19 protein-coding genes are annotated in these 15,794 nt (G+C 70.7%); 6 read left to right on the forward strand and 13 right to left on the reverse strand.

Features of this window, described 5'->3' with window-relative positions:
* Positions 1 to 71 precede the first annotated feature (71 nt).
* Entirely contained in the window at positions 72 to 1,679 is a 1,608-nt protein-coding gene (locus Q7L65_RS05060) for an RNA polymerase sigma factor (RefSeq protein ID WP_304719207.1), read from the forward strand.
* Positions 1,680 to 1,724: 45 nt separating this feature from the next.
* Here the strand turns inward: Q7L65_RS05060 and Q7L65_RS05065 are convergent, their stop codons facing one another.
* On the reverse strand, positions 1,725 to 2,144 hold the full coding sequence (locus tag Q7L65_RS05065) for a hypothetical protein (protein ID WP_304719208.1): 420 nt from the start codon (positions 2,142 to 2,144) through the stop codon (positions 1,725 to 1,727).
* A 267-nt stretch (positions 2,145 to 2,411) separates the two neighbouring features.
* Positions 2,412 to 3,719: a glycosyltransferase family 4 protein gene (locus Q7L65_RS05070; RefSeq protein WP_304719209.1), complete on the reverse strand. Its 1,308-nt coding sequence runs from the start codon at positions 3,717 to 3,719 to the stop codon at positions 2,412 to 2,414.
* A 28-nt stretch (positions 3,720 to 3,747) separates the two neighbouring features.
* On the opposite strand from Q7L65_RS05070, the gene Q7L65_RS05075 reads away from it, so the two are divergent.
* Positions 3,748 to 4,857, forward strand: coding sequence for a glycosyltransferase family 4 protein (locus tag Q7L65_RS05075; protein ID WP_304719210.1), 1,110 nt, complete (start codon positions 3,748 to 3,750; stop codon positions 4,855 to 4,857).
* A 67-nt stretch (positions 4,858 to 4,924) separates the two neighbouring features.
* On the opposite strand, the gene Q7L65_RS05080 is transcribed toward Q7L65_RS05075, so the two are convergent.
* The 5 genes from Q7L65_RS05080 to Q7L65_RS05100 are packed head-to-tail and all read right to left on the reverse strand — an operon-like array spanning position 4,925 to position 8,150.
* On the reverse strand, positions 4,925 to 5,200 hold the full coding sequence (locus tag Q7L65_RS05080) for an Lrp/AsnC family transcriptional regulator (RefSeq protein ID WP_304719211.1): 276 nt from the start codon (positions 5,198 to 5,200) through the stop codon (positions 4,925 to 4,927).
* On the reverse strand, positions 5,197 to 5,871 hold the full coding sequence (locus Q7L65_RS05085; RefSeq protein WP_304719212.1) for a metal-dependent hydrolase: 675 nt from the start codon (positions 5,869 to 5,871) through the stop codon (positions 5,197 to 5,199). Before Q7L65_RS05085 ends, Q7L65_RS05080 begins: the two co-directional genes overlap by 4 nt.
* 1 nt (position 5,872) lies before the next feature.
* Positions 5,873 to 6,205 carry a hypothetical protein gene (locus tag Q7L65_RS05090; protein WP_304719213.1) on the reverse strand — a complete coding sequence of 111 codons (333 nt, stop codon included), beginning with the start codon at positions 6,203 to 6,205 and terminating at the stop codon, positions 5,873 to 5,875.
* A gap of 33 nt (positions 6,206 to 6,238) precedes the next feature.
* On the reverse strand, positions 6,239 to 7,009 hold the full coding sequence (locus Q7L65_RS05095; RefSeq protein WP_304719214.1) for a rhomboid family intramembrane serine protease: 771 nt from the start codon (positions 7,007 to 7,009) through the stop codon (positions 6,239 to 6,241).
* A 40-nt stretch (positions 7,010 to 7,049) separates the two neighbouring features.
* A complete protein-coding gene (locus Q7L65_RS05100; RefSeq protein ID WP_304719215.1) occupies positions 7,050 to 8,150 on the reverse strand; it encodes a carboxylate-amine ligase in 1,101 nt (366 codons plus the stop codon).
* A gap of 103 nt (positions 8,151 to 8,253) precedes the next feature.
* Here Q7L65_RS05100 and Q7L65_RS05105 point away from each other — a divergent pair, with 103 nt between their 5' ends.
* The 3 genes from Q7L65_RS05105 to Q7L65_RS05115 all read left to right on the forward strand — a co-directional run bounded on the left by Q7L65_RS05105 (position 8,254) and on the right by Q7L65_RS05115 (position 10,221).
* A complete protein-coding gene (locus tag Q7L65_RS05105) occupies positions 8,254 to 9,174 on the forward strand; it encodes a 2-deoxy-5-keto-D-gluconate 6-phosphate aldolase domain-containing protein (RefSeq protein WP_304719216.1) in 921 nt (306 codons plus the stop codon).
* A gap of 170 nt (positions 9,175 to 9,344) precedes the next feature.
* Positions 9,345 to 9,893, forward strand: coding sequence for a thermonuclease family protein (locus Q7L65_RS05110; RefSeq protein ID WP_304719217.1), 549 nt, complete (start codon positions 9,345 to 9,347; stop codon positions 9,891 to 9,893).
* 88 nt (positions 9,894 to 9,981) lie between these two features.
* Entirely contained in the window at positions 9,982 to 10,221 is a 240-nt protein-coding gene (locus Q7L65_RS05115) for a hypothetical protein (RefSeq protein WP_304719218.1), read from the forward strand.
* Positions 10,222 to 10,270: 49 nt separating this feature from the next.
* On the opposite strand, the gene csrA is transcribed toward Q7L65_RS05115, so the two are convergent.
* Positions 10,271 to 10,510 (reverse strand): carbon storage regulator CsrA, encoded by a 240-nt coding sequence (gene csrA / locus Q7L65_RS05120; protein ID WP_304719219.1) that lies wholly within the window; start codon positions 10,508 to 10,510, stop codon positions 10,271 to 10,273.
* Positions 10,511 to 10,696: 186 nt separating this feature from the next.
* Here csrA and Q7L65_RS05125 point away from each other — a divergent pair, with 186 nt between their 5' ends.
* A complete protein-coding gene (locus Q7L65_RS05125; RefSeq protein ID WP_304719220.1) occupies positions 10,697 to 11,287 on the forward strand; it encodes a hypothetical protein in 591 nt (196 codons plus the stop codon).
* A gap of 85 nt (positions 11,288 to 11,372) precedes the next feature.
* Here the strand turns inward: Q7L65_RS05125 and Q7L65_RS05130 are convergent, their stop codons facing one another.
* From Q7L65_RS05130 to Q7L65_RS05150, 5 genes are all read right to left on the reverse strand, one after another.
* Positions 11,373 to 11,729 (reverse strand): hypothetical protein, encoded by a 357-nt coding sequence (locus Q7L65_RS05130; protein ID WP_304719221.1) that lies wholly within the window; start codon positions 11,727 to 11,729, stop codon positions 11,373 to 11,375.
* 30 nt (positions 11,730 to 11,759) lie between these two features.
* Positions 11,760 to 12,041, reverse strand: a complete 282-nt coding sequence (locus Q7L65_RS05135) for a septum formation initiator family protein (RefSeq protein ID WP_304719222.1) — start codon at positions 12,039 to 12,041, stop codon at positions 11,760 to 11,762.
* A 272-nt stretch (positions 12,042 to 12,313) separates the two neighbouring features.
* Positions 12,314 to 13,591, reverse strand: coding sequence for a phosphopyruvate hydratase (gene eno, locus Q7L65_RS05140; RefSeq protein ID WP_304719223.1), 1,278 nt, complete (start codon positions 13,589 to 13,591; stop codon positions 12,314 to 12,316).
* Complete coding sequence (gene mazG, locus Q7L65_RS05145; protein WP_304719224.1) at positions 13,588 to 14,445, reverse strand: nucleoside triphosphate pyrophosphohydrolase; 858 nt, start codon at positions 14,443 to 14,445, stop codon at positions 13,588 to 13,590. Before mazG ends, eno begins: the two co-directional genes overlap by 4 nt.
* 113 nt (positions 14,446 to 14,558) lie before the next feature.
* Positions 14,559 to 15,722, reverse strand: coding sequence for a peptidyl-prolyl cis-trans isomerase (locus tag Q7L65_RS05150; protein WP_304719225.1), 1,164 nt, complete (start codon positions 15,720 to 15,722; stop codon positions 14,559 to 14,561).
* Positions 15,723 to 15,794 lie beyond the last annotated feature (72 nt).

Here is a 15,794-nt window from a genome sequence, read left to right on the forward strand (position 1 = left end):
AGGATCTGAACCGCGTGGAAGTCTCTGCACTCAAACACGCAGGGGTCGCCGGGCTGCATGGCCGGTCACCCTTGCTCCGTCTCCAGTCCGACGAGCGCCTGATCGCGCTCGTCCGTCGTGGCAACCACGGCGCCTTCGAGGTGCTCGTGAGTCGCTACCAGGCGCGCCTGCTCGCGTTCTGCCGTCACATGCTCGGGTCCAAGGAGGACGCCGAGGACGTGCTGCAGGAGGTCTTCGCCGCGTCCTTCAACGCGATCCTCGCCGACGACCGGCCGATCAACGCGCGCCCGTGGCTCTACCGGATCGCGCGCAACCGCAGCCTCAACCACCTGCGCCGCCAGCAGCCGATCGGCGTCGACTCGATGGACGTGCACCTCGCCGAGCACGGCACGACGACCGCGGACAAGGTCCACAAGCGCGAGGAGTTCCGCGAGCTGATCGCGGATGTCGGCGACCTGCCGGAGACGCAGCGCACGGCGCTGCTGCTGCGCGAGATCGACGCGCTCTCCTACGAGCAGATCGCCGAAGCGATGGAGACGACGATCCCGTCCGTCAAGTCGCTGCTCGTGCGCGCCCGCGTCTCGCTCGCCGAGGCCGCCGAGGCGCGCCAGCTGTCGTGCGACGACGTGCGGCTGGAGCTGGGCGAGATCGCCGAGGGCCTCAAGCGGCGCACCTCCCCGCCGGTGCGCCGCCACATCCGCACCTGCGCGAGCTGCGCCGGCTTCCGCCAGCAGCTGAAGTCGACCAACAAGGCGCTTGCCGCGGTCATGCCCGTCGGCTTCGTCTTGGCCTTCAGAAAGGTCATCCTCGCGCACCTCGGCCTGTCGGCCAGCGCGAGCGGCGGCGCGAGCGCCACGGGCGCCGCCGGCGCCGCGGCCGGCTCCGTCGCAGCGGGATCCGCGACCGGTGGCCTGATCTCCGCCGGCATGTCGACGCTCGCGACGAAGGCCGCCGCCGGCCTCGCCGCCGCCGCGCTCGTGACCGCCGGCGCGGTCGAGATCGAGCACCGCGCCCCGCGTGAGGCGGCCGCACCGCCGGCGCCGCTCGTCGCGCAGGCGCCCGCCGACGTGCGCGCGCAGCCGACCTATCGCGACGCTCCGGCCCAGGTCCAGCGCGCGCTCGACGCGCCGGTCAGAGCGCCCGTGCAGAAGCAGCAGGCCACGTTGAAGGCCGCTGCCGCCTCCAGAGACGCCGCCGCCGCGACCGCGACGGCAGCCGCGAGAGTGCCGGTCGAGCCGCCGGTCACGACGACGCCGGCCAATCCCGCGCCCGCCGCCGACCCCGTCACGGACGGCACGACGGTCGCGACGACGACCACGCCGGCGACTCCGGGCCAGACGCAGGTCGAGTCGGGCACGACGGCGCTGCCGTCCGAGCTGCCGGCGGATCAGCCGCCGCAGACGGTCGCGAGCTCCACCCCGCCGCCGGCCACCACGGCCGCCACCCCGCCGGCCCCGCCCGCCGCGACGACGCCGGTCGACACCCCGCCGCCCGCGACGACGCTCCCCGCCGAGCCCGCCCCGGACCCGGTCACCCCGCCGACGCAGACGGTGCCGACGACGCCGGTCGACCCGCCTCCGGCCGAGCAGACCCCGCCGGCCGACGACCAGTCCCCGCCTCCGACGACGACGCCTACGGACGGCGCGACGAACGGCGACGCGGGCTCGACGGCGCCGTAACAGGCTCCGCTTCACACGCGGCGCCCCGCTCGGCCGCAGCCGCTTCTACGGCCCGACTTCGCCGCCGGCGATCAGCTGGCCGGCTGCTCTGCCGTCGAGCGTGATCTCGTAGGTGCCGGCGCGCAGTCCGGGCATCCGCACCGATCCGGTCGTGCCGGCCTCGAGTCTCAGCGTCTGCGACTCAGGCGTTCTCAGCACGATCGTGTGCGCCTGACCGTCGGACTGGACCGACAGCTCGACCGCGAGGCGCGGCGGGACGGTCACCTGCGGCGGCGTCAGCGCGCCGCCTCTGATCGCGAACGCGGCCGGGACCCGGATCGACTCCTCGCCACCCCCGCCCTGCTCCTCCTGGGGCGTCGGCGTCGTGTTCGACGGCGGCGGAGGAGTCGTGCTCGTCGGGATGTCGGTCACCGTCGGCGGCGGTGGCGGCGTCGCGTCGGGGGTCGACGCGACGGGGCCGGTCATGGTGGACGGCGGGGCAGGTTGCGTGGCTTGGGTGTCGCTCGCCGCGCTGGTGGTCGTCCCGGTTGCGCCATCGTCGCTGCCGCAGCCCTGCACAGCGAGGGCTCCGATCGCGAGAACGACAGCTGTGAGAGAGGTGCGGGTGTGGCGTGCGCGCATGGGGCGGAGCCTACCCGCGACTCGGCGTCCGACGCCCCGGAGCGAACCGCCGCCTGTCTCACGGTTGGGGCCGCAGGTTTACGACCGCTGTGCGGTAGTGAACCTTCGCTCCTACCGGCAGGCGCGAGCGTAGACCTGCATGAGGCGGTCGTAGTACACGTCGGGGCTGTGGTTGTCGCGGGCTCGGGCGAGGGACTCGGCGCCGCGGGTCGCGCGCAGGGCGGGGTCTGACCAGAGGGTGCGCAATGCTGTCGTCCACGCGTCGGCGTCGCGGGCCGGGACGACCGCGCCGGGGCCGACCAGCTCGGGCAGTCCCCCGCGGTCGCTGCCGAGCACCGGGAGTCCGTCGGCGAGCGCCTCGACGACGCTCATCGGACACGAGTCGTCCGAGCGCGAGGGGGCGAGCAGCAGCGCCGCGCCGCGGCGCTCGCGTGCCAGCTCCTGTTGGGAGATCTGCCCGAGGAAGCGCACGTCGGCGTCGCCCGCCAGCGCCCGCAACGCCTGCTCGTCCGGTCCTTCGCCCGCGATCCGCAACGGAATTCCCGCGGCTGCCGCCGCCCGCACGGCCATGTCGAACCCCTTCTCCTGCACCAGCCGCCCGGCGACGAGCGCATACGTCCCGGTCTCGGCGAGCGATTCCCCGGCGATCCGCTCGACGGCGTTGGTCACCACGAACCCGTGGGCCGCGCGACCGCCGAGCGGCCCACCCGCGCCCGACGCCACCGCGCCGCCGCCGAGCGACCCACCCGCGGCGTCCAGTTCGACGCCGAGCCGCCCCAGCATCGCGAGCTGCGCGTTGCTGACCGTCACGATCGCGTCGGCGTGGGCGAGCAGTCTCGGCTGCTGGCGCGCGATGCCGGCGGCGTAGACGGCCGCCTCGGGGAGCGAGCCGCGGCAACGCAGGCGGACGCCGGGGCGCGTGTCGCGGCCATGGCAGCGGGTGCACGGCTCGCCGTCGCAGTAGGCGATGCCGATCGCGCAGACGAGGCGATAGTTGTGCAGGTGCAGCACCACCCGCGCACCGGCCGCGCGCGCAGCGGCCAGCGCGCGCCAACCGAACAGCGGATGAACGTTGTGCGCGTGGACGATCTCGGCCCGGTGCGCACGCACCGTCTCGGTGACCTCGTCCTCGTCGATCCCGCCGCGCAGCAGCCCGCGCGCAGCAGCCGCACCGCCGGCCGCCGCGCTGTGGCGCTCCAGCCGCGCAACCGCATGCCCCCGCTCGCTCAGCAGCGCCTCCAGCTGATCGACGACCCGCTCCTCCCCGCCGGCGGCGCGATAGCGGTTGTGCAGCAGCAGCACCCGCTCCGGCTCCGCCGCCCGCCCGCTCGCAGCAGAGAGCCCACCAGCCGCCCGCGCGACGTCACTCGCGAGCCCGGAGCGGCGCGATGGAGGTCTCGATGCGTCCGCCGCGGCCATCAGCGTGCGATTCTGGCAGGCTGGCGGGGTGGCGATCGCGCTGGTCACCAACGTCATCACCCCGTACCGCGCCCCGCTGTACCGGCTGCTGGCCGAACGCTACGGCGTCGAGGTGCTGTGCTTCGGCGGCGGGCAGAGCTACGTGCCCGCCTGGTTCGGCGACCTCGACGCGCAGCTCGCGGCCGCGCCGTTCTCCGCGCGGCGGCTCGACGGACCGCGCGCGGCGCTCCGGCTCGGCGCTCGCTACGAGGCGGCGATCGCGCCGGTCGCGGGCGGCGCGATGCTGCCGGCGACCTACGCGGGGATGCGGCTGCGACGGCGCAGGTTCATCCTCTGGGCCTCGGTCTGGGCGCATCCGCGCGGCGGCGCGAAGGCGGCGGTCGCGTTTCCGCTCGTGCGGCACGTCTACCGCCACGCCGACGCAGTCCTCACCTACGGCCCGCACGTCAGCCGCTACGTCGCCGGCTATCGCGGCCACGACGACGACGTCTTCGTCGCGCCGCAGTCGGTCGATGCGGCCGTCTTCGGCCGCGCGGTCACGCCCGCCGAGACGAGCGCCTGGCGCGTCGCCCACGACCTGCCCACCGGCGCGCCGCTCGTCCTGTACGTCGGACGGCTCGTGGCCGAGAAGGGGATCGGAGTGCTGCTCGACGCCTGGCGCACGGTCCGCTCGACGCACCCGCAGGCGCGGCTGGTCGCGATCGGAGACGGCGATCTGGCGCCGCGCGTGCGCGCCGCGTCCGCCGACGGCGTCCACCTGCTCCCGCCCGTCGGCGCCGCCGACCTCCCGGTCGCCTATGCCGCCGCGACCGCCGTGACGCTCCCGTCGATCCCGACGCCGCGTTTCCGCGAGCCGTGGGGCCTCGTCTGCAACGAGGCGATGCACCAGGCGACCCCGGTCGTCGCGACCGACGCCGTCGGCGCTGCCGCCGGCGGGCTCGTGCGCAACGGACAGACCGGCCTCGTCGTCCGCGCCGGCGACCCGCAGGCGCTCGCCGACGCGCTCACTCGCCTGCTCGACGACGAGACCCTGCGCACCCGCCTCGGCGAAGCCGGTCGCGAAGCGCTCAGCGGCCACACGCACGAGCGCATGGCCGACGCCTTCGGCCAAGCGCTGGCGGCGGCCGGCGTGCACTGACGGACGGAAGTTCCCACCGGCGCCCCGCGGCTTCAGCGCGACGCCGTGGAACTTCCAGTGCGCAGCACTACTCCCCGACGCTGAACAATGCGTCGAGGTCGTGTCTCGAGTACACCTCGAACGCGACCATCGTCTGCGTCTTGACGATCCCGGGCAGCTGCGAGAGCGTCTCGGTCACGACATGCGCGAGATCGTCCTGCTCGCGCAGGCGCAGGACCGCGGCGAAGTCCCACTCGCCGGTGACCGAGTAGGCCTCGGCGACGCCGCGGATCTCGGCGAGCTGGCCGCCGAGCTCGGCGAGCGCGTTGCGCTCCGCCTGGATCAACACGATCGCGTGGGTCATGAGGCCCACGTCTCGCCCGGCTCCAGCACGACGACCTGCGAGGAGGTCTGCGCCTCGACGTCGGCCTTGAACGCCTGTGCGTCGGTCTCGATCGGCGGGAAGGTGTTGTAGTGGATCGGGATCACGGTCTTCGCCCCGATCAGCTTCACGGCCTCGACCGCGTCGTGGCGATCCATCGTGTAGTGGCCGCCGATCGGCACCAGCGCGACGTCGATCTCACGTCCGCGCCCGACCAGTGCCAGGTCGGAGAAGAGGCAGGTGTCGCCGACGTGGTAGATCGTCGTGCCCTTGAAGTCGATCAGCAGCCCGGCGGCGATGTGCGTCGTGCCGCTCGGCGAGACCGCGGTGTGGAACGCGGGCACCATCTTGACCGAGCCCCACTCGAAGCTCACCGTGCCGCCGAGGTTGGGGTCGCGCACGTCGACGCCCTCGGCGGCGATCTCGTTCGCCAGCTCGACGATCGCAACGACGGTCGCGCCGGTGCGCTTGGCGATCGGCACGGTGTCGCCGAGATGGTCGCCGTGGCCGTGCGTCAGCAGGATCGCCTGTGGATCCAGCTCGTCGGCGCTGACGACAGCTCTCGGATTGCCGGTCAGAAACGGGTCCGTCAGGACCGTCGTGCCGCCGTCGCTCAACGAGAACGCCGACTGGCCGAGGAATCGCAGCTCCATGTCACTCCCCCTTCGAGGTGTCCGCTTCGAGTGTTCGCGCGAGCTCGAAGCCCACGGCCACGCCGACGAGCATGCCGAGGCGGGTCTCCTCCGCCACCAGCGTGCTGATCGCCACCGCGCGCTGGGAGAGATCCTCTTCGCGGGCGACCGCCTGGACCGCCTGGTCGTGGATGTCGCCGAACCAGCCGCCTTGCGAGAGCGCCGTGTTCAGCACTCTCTGCAGCTGCGGCGCGGCGCGCGCGACGAGCTCCTGCGCATCGCGCAGCCGCTCGGCGTCCTGCAACAGGGCGACCGCGGCGTCGATCTCAGCATCGCTGTATGCACGGTCGGCCATTGCCGCCATCGTAGCGTCGCGGCGCGTGCGGACTCAGCGACGTACGGAGCGCGCCAGCGGCAGGCCGACCAGCAGGCCGACCACGAGGCCGGTCGCACCGGCCAGCGCGCTCGCCTCGCGGACCGCGACGGGCATCAGCAGCAGCAACACGGCGAGCACGGCCGCGCCGAGCAGGTCGCCCTCGATCTCGCGACCGGCGCGCACGTCGAGCAGGTCCGGGACCGCCCATGCCGCGACGAGCGCGAGCGCCGCCCCGTTGGCGCCGTGCGTCAGGTACGACGGCTCCGCCAGGCCCGCGACCGCGAGGCCGCCACAGCCGCCGAGCAGGAACAGCGCGACGACCACGAGCGGGCCGTGACGCCGCTCGATCAGCCAGCCGAAGAGCGCGATCGCGAACAGCGTGACGAAGGCGTAGCCGCTGCTCTGGTAGGCGAACGCGGCGGTGACGACGTGCCACCAGTTCGAGCTGTCGAGCTGCAGGAAGACCGAGAAGTCGAGCAGACGCTGCGGGTCGGCCCGCAGGTACACGAGCATCACGAGGCTCGCGGCGACCAGCGCGATCGTGGCGTACGGACGCGCATCGACGCGGATGCCGGGGATCTCGCCGCGCTTCAGCGGCCCCAGCGACGGCGACGGAGCTCTCCTCGCCTTGCGCGGCTTGTCCTTCGGCCGACCGGCTCTGTCGAGCTTGGGCGCACGCTTGCGCAACCGATTGCCGCAGTAGGGGCATTCGGTGATGTACGGGCTGACCTCTGACCCGCAGCTCTTGCAGATGACGAACAGGTCTGGGGCGCCGCTGCTCACAGATCCAGTCTAGTCCCCGGAGGGGTTTCCGGGGCGCCCGTCAGACGGCGGTCGCGGCGACGATTTCGGCGACCACCTCGCGCAGGTCGTGATTGGCCTCGTAGACGACCCGCTGACGGGCCGCTCCGTTGCCGCGCTCGAGCAGGTCCTCGATCCCCTCCAGCTCGGCGGTCGAGCCGAGGTCCTGGGCGTGCTCGCGCAGCCGGTCCAGCAGCCGCCGCGCCAGCTCCAGCGTGCGCACGCGATCGGTCCCGGGCAGGTCGACGAGGTCGCCGGACAGCCCGTGGCGCGCGGCCAGCCACTTGTTCTCGTCGATCATCTGGTGCGGGTACTTCGACAGCTTCTTGCCGGCTTCGAAATGCTCGGCCAGCTCCTTCACCATCGCCTGGATCAGCGCCGTCAGCGCGAGCGTGTGCTCGATCCGCGTCTGGCTGTCCATCACGCGCACCTCGACCGTGCCGAGCGCCGGATGCGGGCGCACGTCGTACCAGAGGTAGGTGTAGTCCTCGATCACCCTGCTGCGGACCATGAAGCCGATTCTGGCCGCGTAGTCCTCCCAGTCGTCGTACGTCGGCGGGATCCCGACGCGCGGGAAGGCGCGGAAGATCGGCGTGCGCGTCGATGCCAGCCCGGTCGCGTCGGCGCGCCAGAAGGGCGAGTTGGCCGACAGCGCCAGCAGCACCGGCAGGTGGATCCGCATCCCGTTGGCGACGTGGATCGCCTTGTCGGCGTCGTCGAGCCCGACGTGCACGTGCTGGCCGAAGATGATCTCCTGGCGCGCGACGAACTTGAGGTCGCTGACGAGGTCGCGGTAGCGGTCGCGCCCGACGATCCGCTGCTGCTCCCACATCGCGAACGGATGCGTGCCGGCCGAGCCGATCGCCAACCCGCGCGCGGCGGCGGTGTCGCTGACGAGTCTGCGCAGCTCGCGCAGCTCCCGGCCCGCCGACGCGGTGTCGGGCTGCGGCGACGTCGCGATCTCCAGCACCGACTCCATCAGCTCCGGTTTGACGCGCTCCGGGGGCGCGTCCTCGAGCATCGCCTCGATCGAGTTCGACAGATCGAGCGTGTCGCCGTCGAGGATCATCAGTTCCTCTTCGATGCCGAGCGTGTAGTTGGGACCATCGAAATGGGGTTCCACGTCGGCGCAAGCGTATTCGTTCACCGCGCTGCCGCCAGCGCTCAGGGGTTTAGACTGAACGGTCACTTCGCGCATTCCTCCCCCCATTTCTGAGGACGGTTTCATGGCTCTCGGCTACGACGGCAAGCTCTACATCCTCGCGTTCGATCATCGCGGTTCCTTCCAGACGAAGATGTTCGGAATCGACGGCGACCCGACCCCGGAGCAGACCGCCACGATCGCCGACTCCAAGCAGCTGATCTACGAGGGCATGGAACTGGCGAACGAGCGCGGCGTCGAGGCCAGCGCCGTCGGCGTGCTCGTCGACGAGCAGTTCGGCGGCAACATCCCCGCGGAGGCGCACGCGAAGGGCCTGATGCTCGCGATGCCGGTCGAGAAGAGCGGCCAGAACGAGTTCGACTTCCAGTACGGCGACGACTTCGGCGCTCACATCGAGCAGTTCGACCCGGCCTTCTCCAAGGTCCTCGTGCGCTACAACCCGGACGATCCCGACGCGGCCGTCAACCCGCGCCAGAACGAGAAGCTCAAGCGCCTCGCCGACTGGCTGCACGCGAACGACCGCAAGTTCCTCTACGAGCTGCTCGTCCCGGCGACCGCGGACCAGCTGGCGTCCGTCGGCGGCGACGCCGACCGCTACGACGCCGAGCTGCGCCCGGAGCTGATGCGCCGCGCGATCGAGGAGACGCAGGACTACGGCATCGAGGTCGACATCTGGAAGATCGAGGGCGTCGACGCTCGCGCCGACGCCGAGATGCTCGCCAAGCAGACGCGCGTCGGCGAGGGTCGCGAGGGCGTCGTCTGCGTCGTGCTCGGCCGCGGCGCGAGCGACGCGAAGGTCGACCACTGGCTGCGCGAGGCGTCGCCGGTCGACGGCTTCGTCGGCTTCGCGATCGGCCGCTCGATCTGGTGGGACTCGCTCAGAGGCTTCCTCGACGGCTCCGTCTCGCGTGCCGACGCGGCGTCGAAGATCGCCGACAACTACCTCCGCTTCATCGACGTCTACACGCAGCAGGAAGTCCACTAGGACTTCCCCTTCCCGCGCGCCCGCTCTCCCAACACCGGATCGGGCGCCGGGAGCCGCTTCGCGCCGTCGCAAGCTCACTCTGCGACAGCTCTGCGCCGAGCCTGCACCAATGCGCGCGCAGTTGTCGGCCGCGGCCTTGCGGTGGCGCGGCGCGCGAATACGCTCGGCGCATGACCTGGAAGCGCGCACTGCCCTGGATCGCCCTGCTGCTGCTCGCGGGGCTCGTGCTCGGCGACGTGCGGCCGCCCGGCGGCTGGCCGGACTGGCTCGGCGGCGGCTCCGATCCGCAACTGCGCGCGGGCGGGCGCGTGAGCGCGCGCGTGGAACGCGTCGTGGACGGCGACACGATCGCGGTGACGATCGGCGACGGCGACAGGCGGGAACGCGTGCGCTACCTCGGCGTCGACACGCCGGAGACGGTCAAGCCGAACACGCCGGTCGAGTGCGGGGGCGAGGCGGCGAGCGCGCTCAACAGACGGCTCGTGCAGGCCGGCGAGAAGCTGACGCTGCAGTTCGACCGGGAGCTGCGCGACCGCTACGACCGGCTGCTGGCCTACGTCTACCGCGCCCGAGACGGGCTCTTCGTCAACGCGCGACTGGTGCGCGACGGCGCCGCGCGGACGCTCTCGATCCGCCCGAACACCGCCCACGCGATCGAGCTGGCACGGCTGCAGTCAGCCGCCCGCGACGCTCGCCGCGGACTCTGGAACGCCTGCTGAGCGCGCGATTCCCGGCGCGTTCGCGGCAGGCCATGAGCGCCGACGCGCGTGACAATGGCGTTATGACGAGTGGTACGCTTCGAGCTTCATGAGAATGCGTCAAAGTCTCGCCCAGTTCGAGCAGGCCTTCTATGAGGAGTCCGCGCTCGACCGTTCGCGCCGCGAGCACCTGGCGACGAAGGCACAGCAGCGATCGCGCAAGCGTGAGCTGGAGAAGATCCACAAGCGTGGATCGATGCGCTTCGTCCTGTTGGCGCTCACCCTCATCGCAACCGCCGTCGTCGTGACGATCGCGATGTTCGAGACGCTCTACATGGTGATGGGCTGATCAAAGCCCTCGCGTGCGCCCGCCTGTGGCGGGCGCGCCGGATTCGCTGCTAAGCCTCCGCTCCGCCGCCCAGCTTGCGCAGCGCTGCGTCGACCTCTTCCTTGGCACCCTCTCCAGCAGCGAGGTTCTCCTGCTGGATCTCCAGGTAGACCTCCTTGCGGAAGACCGGGACGTCTCGCGGCGCCTGGATGCCGATGCGGACCTTCTCGCCCATGATCGCGAGCACGGAGACCTCTATGTCGTCCCCGATCATGATGCTCTGATTTGACTTGCGCGTCAGAACCAACATTGCGCTGTTCTGCCTCCCTGCTGCCTGGTGGCCGGTCACGACCGGGGAGGGCGAGTCAAAGAGACATCCGGTCGCTCAAAAAGCAAGCATAACGAGCAGAGCCGGCGGTCTCGGCATTTCCTCCCGCATTCCTCCTGCAAGAGGGCGGGTCGCCGCCTTCGCACTTTCCGCTAGTGTCCGCGCGCGATGGCACGACGCTCACTTCGTCCCCAGCTCAACCAGATCCGCCAGTGGGTCCGACAGGGCCGCACTGACGCTTGGATCGCGCACCAGCTCGAGGTCACGACGCAGCAGATCGCCTCCTTCAAGCGCGAGAACGAGCTCGTCGCCGACGATGTCGACACCGAAACCGGTGCCGACTTCGACGACGAGATCGATCTCCGTGCGGAGGACGACGCGCTGATCGCCGCTGAACTCGAAGCAGCGCAGGCCGCCAAGGCCAAAGCCGAGGCGGAAGCCGCCGAAGCCAAGGCCAAGGAAGACGCCGCACGGGCTAGAGCCCGTAAGCAGGACGCGGAGACCGACGACGACGAGGACGGCGACAAGCCCTCCCGCCGCCGTGGCCGCCGCGGTGGACGTGGACGCCGCAAGGCATCCGCGGGACCGCTCGAGGGCACGTTCGACCACGGCGAGGAGGGCTACGGATTGTGGCTCGATCCCGCCGTGCAGGACGACCCGGTCTACGCCGAGCATTGGGCGGGTCACCGTCCGGTCGAGATCACGATCGAGGAAGACCAGATCGTGATCCGTCGCATCGGCGAAGACGAAGACGAGTAGAGACTCAACCGCAGCACGGTGCAACTGGCTGGGGCCGGTTGCACCGTCAACGGTCAGGCTGCGCGTGTGCTCCTGCCGAGGTCCGTCAACGGTCCAGCGGCTGCGACTGATGCTCCAGCTCCTCACGCGTGCGGCGCTTGCCGCCCGACCAGTCGACCGCCTCGCGCACATAGCGTGAGAAGGCCGCGCCAACGACCGCCGACGCGTCCCACGCGTTCGGATCGTCCGGCACGGTCGCCATCGCGACGTCCAGCACCCAGTCACTCCCCTGGCTGTACAGCTGCGCCAGGTCGTCGGTCGTGAACGCCCCGCCGAGGCGGCGGCGCAGCTCGTCGACGACCGCGTCCGTCACGCGTTCGAGCTGCTGACGCAACGACGGATCGGCATCGCGCAGGCGACGCTGGCCGTCCTGCCACAGTTGGAGCGCTGTCTCGGTCTGCACCCGTCAAACGGTAGCGACCGCGGCGCGGGCTCAGTCGTCCGGCAGACCGCTGACGACGTACGGCCGCTCTCCGGGCCGCACCATCCCGAGGCGGCGTGCCTCGGTCTCTATCGTGCGCTGCTGGCGCAGCTCTCTGGCACGTCTGCTCAGCAGGTCGTGCTCGCGCTGCAGCGCCTGCAGCTCCTGCTGCTTGACGTTGGAGTCGCGCCAAGTCGAGACGTAGGAGCGCGCCGGCTGCACGTACAGCGCGACGACTGCCGCCAGCAGCAGCAGCAGCGAGATGCGCCCGACGCGATCCCAGCGGACCCGCATCGCGGCCGCGCCGAAGGCGGTCTGCGCCGGTGGTCGTGACGGCGAACTCGAACGGCGCTCGGAACGGTCACGGCGGTGCGGGTCAGACGGCGGCATCCAGATTCGTTTCGCCCGCCCGGAGGGAACTCCTGCCGCTCCTGGACGATGCAATGACCCACCCGCACGGTGCTCAGCGCGTCGGATCGTGGATGCCACGCGCGATCCGAGCGAGCCGATCGGGACGGAGTCCCTTGAGGCGCGTCGGATCGTGCGTGGCGCCGCGAGGCGATGCGCTAAGCGCCCTTGAAGGCGGAGCGGCCGGGATAGACGGCGTCGTTGCCGAGCGCCTCTTCGATCCGCAGCAGCTGGTTGTACTTCGCGACGCGGTCCGAGCGTGCGGGCGCGCCGGTCTTGATCTGACCGCAGCCGGTCGCGACCGCGAGGTCGGCGATCGTCACGTCCTCGGTCTCGCCCGAGCGGTGTGACATGACGGCGGTGTAGCCGTTCTCGCGCGCGAGCTTGATCGCGTCGAGCGTCTCGGTCAGCGTGCCGATCTGGTTGACCTTGATCAGGATCGAGTTGCCGACGCCGGCGTCGATGCCGCGCTTGAGCCGCTGTGTGTTGGTGACGAAGAGGTCGTCGCCGACGAGCTGCAGCTTGTCACCGAGGCGGTCGGTCAACGTCGACCAGCCGCCCCAGTCGCCCTCGTCCATGCCGTCCTCGATCGAGACGATCGGGTAGCGGCCGGCCATCTCGGCCCAGTACGCCGCCATCTCCTCGGCGGTCAGGCTGCGGTTCTCGTGCTCGAGCACGTAGCGGCCACCCTCGTAGATCTCGCTGGTGGCGGGGTCCAGCGCGATCGCGACCTGGTCGCCGGGCTTGTAGCCGGCCGTCTCGATCCCGCGCACGAGCACCTCGAGCGCCTCCTCGTTGGAGCCGAGGTCGGGCGCGAAGCCACCCTCGTCGCCGACCGCGGTCGAGAGTCCGCGGTCGTGCAGGTTCTTCTTCAGCTGATGGTAGATCTCCGCGCCCCAGCGGACCGCCTCCGAGAACGACGACGCGCCCCACGGCACGATCATGAATTCCTGGAAGTCGATCTTGTTGTCGGCGTGGGCGCCGCCGTTGAGGACGTTCATCATCGGCACCGGCAGGATGTGCGCCGCGTCGCCGCCGAGGTAGCGCCACAGCGGCTGGCGCTCCTCCGCCGCCGCCGCGTGCGCAGCGGCGAGCGAGACGGCGAGCGTCGCGTTCGCGCCCAGGCGCGACTTGCTCGGCGTGCCGTCGAGGTCGATCAGGAGACGGTCGATGCCGGCCTGGTTGGTCGCGTCCTTGCCGCGGACCGCGGTCGCGATCTCGCCGTTGACGTTCGCGACGGCCTTCGTGACGCCCTTGCCCAGCCAGGCGTCGCCGCCGTCACGCAGTTCGGTCGCCTCGTACTCGCCGGTCGACGCACCGGACGGGACCGCCGCGCGACCCCACGCGCCCGAGCGAAGGCTCAGCTCGACCTCGACGGTGGGGTTGCCACGGCTGTCGAGGATCTGGCGAGCGTGAACGTGCTCGATCTGGCTCATGCGTCTTGGTCTCCTGGTTCGGGTTCGTTCATGCGCGCTCGCAGGTAGAAGCCGAGCTGCGCGTCGCTGTCGAGATCGTCCCAGCTGTGTCCTGCGCGGCTCGCGAGCGTCTCGGCGCCCTCGACGCGGCCACGGAAGCGCGTGCTCGCGGCACGCAACGCCAGCTCAGGGTCGACGTGCAGCTTGCGGGCGACGTTGACCGCCGCGAACAGCACGTCGCCGAGTTCGTGGAAGCGCGCGTCGCGCGCTCGCTCGCCATCGACCTCGGCGACCTCGATCAGCTCATCCAACTCGTCGCGGACGGACTGCAGCGGGCCCTCGACGCCGGGGAAGTCGAAGCCGCTGGAGGCCGCACGGCGCTGCACCTTGCGCGCGTACAGCAGCGACGGCAGGTTCTCGGGAACCTCGGCGAAGATGCCGCGCTCGCGCCCTTCCTCGCCCTGCTTGATCTTGTCCCAGTTGGCGAGCACCTCGCCGGAGGTCTCGACCGCGTCGGCGGCGACCGCCAGCGCGGCGTCCGTCTCGGCGCTGCCGGGCGGGAAGATGTGCGGGTGGCGCCGGATCAGCTTCTGACGCGTGTTCTCGGCGACCGCGGCGAGGTCCCCCGCCCCGCGCTCCTCCAACAGCAGCGCGAGGAAGTGGACCTGAAAGAGGACGTCGCCGAGCTCGTCGAGCAGCTTGCCGTCGTCACGACGGTTGGCTGCGTCGGCGAGCTCGTACGCCTCCTCGAGCGTGTGCGGCACGATCGTGCGCTCGTCCTGCTCGCGATCCCACGGGCATTCGCGGCGCAGGCGGCGCGTCAGCTCGTCGAGGCGCAGCAGCGCCTCCTGGATCTCTGATCGGCTCGCGCTCACTGACGCGGCAGACTACCCAGTGGTGATCTGCCGCGTCCGAAGGCTACCCGCGAGTCCCCACGAACGTCACGACCTGACGGTCGCCGCCGGGGGACTCGCACGGCGAAGCCCAACTATCTGGCCGGCGTCGTGGCGACGGTGCCGCCAGCGGTCGACGTCGGCGTTCTCGGTCTCGGCGCGTTGGAGCAGAACTGCTCGATCACGTAGCCGGCACGGCAGTTGGTGAGAGCGGCCCAGCGGGTCACGAATCTTCTGCTGAAGTCCGTCATCGCCGTCGTCGAGTTCTGCTGTCTGAGCAGTTCTCTGATCTGGGATCTCGACTCGTCGAGCGTGCTCTGTCTCGCCGGCGTGATGCCGTCGACTCGCACGATGTACCAGCCGAACTGGCCTCTCACCGGACCGACGATCTCGCCTCTGCTGGCGCCGAACGCCGCCGTGTCGAGCGCTCTGTCCTGCTGGCCTCTGGCGACGCCGGCGAGTCTGCCGCCGTTGCTCTTGGAGACCGCGTCGTCGGAGAATCTTCTCGCCACCTCGGCCCACGGAGTGCCGGACTCGACCGCTCTCTTGGCCTGCTCGGCCTGCGCCTCGGTTCTGGTCAGGACGATCTCGAGGTCGCGACGCTCAGGAACAGCGAACTGGTCTCTGTTTCTGTTGTAGTAATCCGTGATCTGCGCTTCGGTGACGTTGCCGGCTCTTCTCTGGATGGCCTCGGAGATCGCCTCGGCGAGTCTCTGTGAGTGCAAGCGGAAGAGCAGCTCTCTCTCGGTCATCCCCGAGCTTCTGAGGAACTTCTCGTAGTCGCCTCTTCTGGGGAACGACTGTCTCTTGGAGTCAGCGAGGTATCTGTCGACTTCAGCGTCGGTGACGCTCACGCCGAGATCTCTCGCTTCCTTCTCGATCCAGATCGTCTGGATCAGCTGCGACAGCGTCTGCTGTCTGATCTGCGTGTCCAGCTGTCTGCACTGCGCTCTGAGCTGCGCGACGGCGGGGACTCTCTGGCCTCTCACCGATCTCGCCTGCTCGGTGAGCGCGGCGACGCATCTGGTGTAGTCGGGCGGATCCGGAATCACCGCGGTGCCGCCTTGAGCGGAAGCGCTCTTGGCGGTGATCTCGGCCCAGCGATCGTAGTCGGCCTTGGTGATCGGATCACCATCGACCGACGCGACCGCGTTGCTCGGCACGTCATTGCTGTTGTCGTCTCCACCGCATGCGGCGATGGTGAAGGCAAGCGCAAAAAAGGCGCCGAGCGCCAGGAAGATGCGAAGTGTCTTGGTCACGGACGAGGGCACTGTACAGAAGTCTCCTTGCTCGGTGCGGCAGTTCAACTGATTATTAGATGGGCTTTAGCA

Origin of the sequence: Conexibacter sp. CPCC 206217, from assembly GCF_030646165.1 — a bacterium.
Lineage (GTDB): Bacteria > Actinomycetota > Thermoleophilia > Solirubrobacterales > Solirubrobacteraceae > Conexibacter.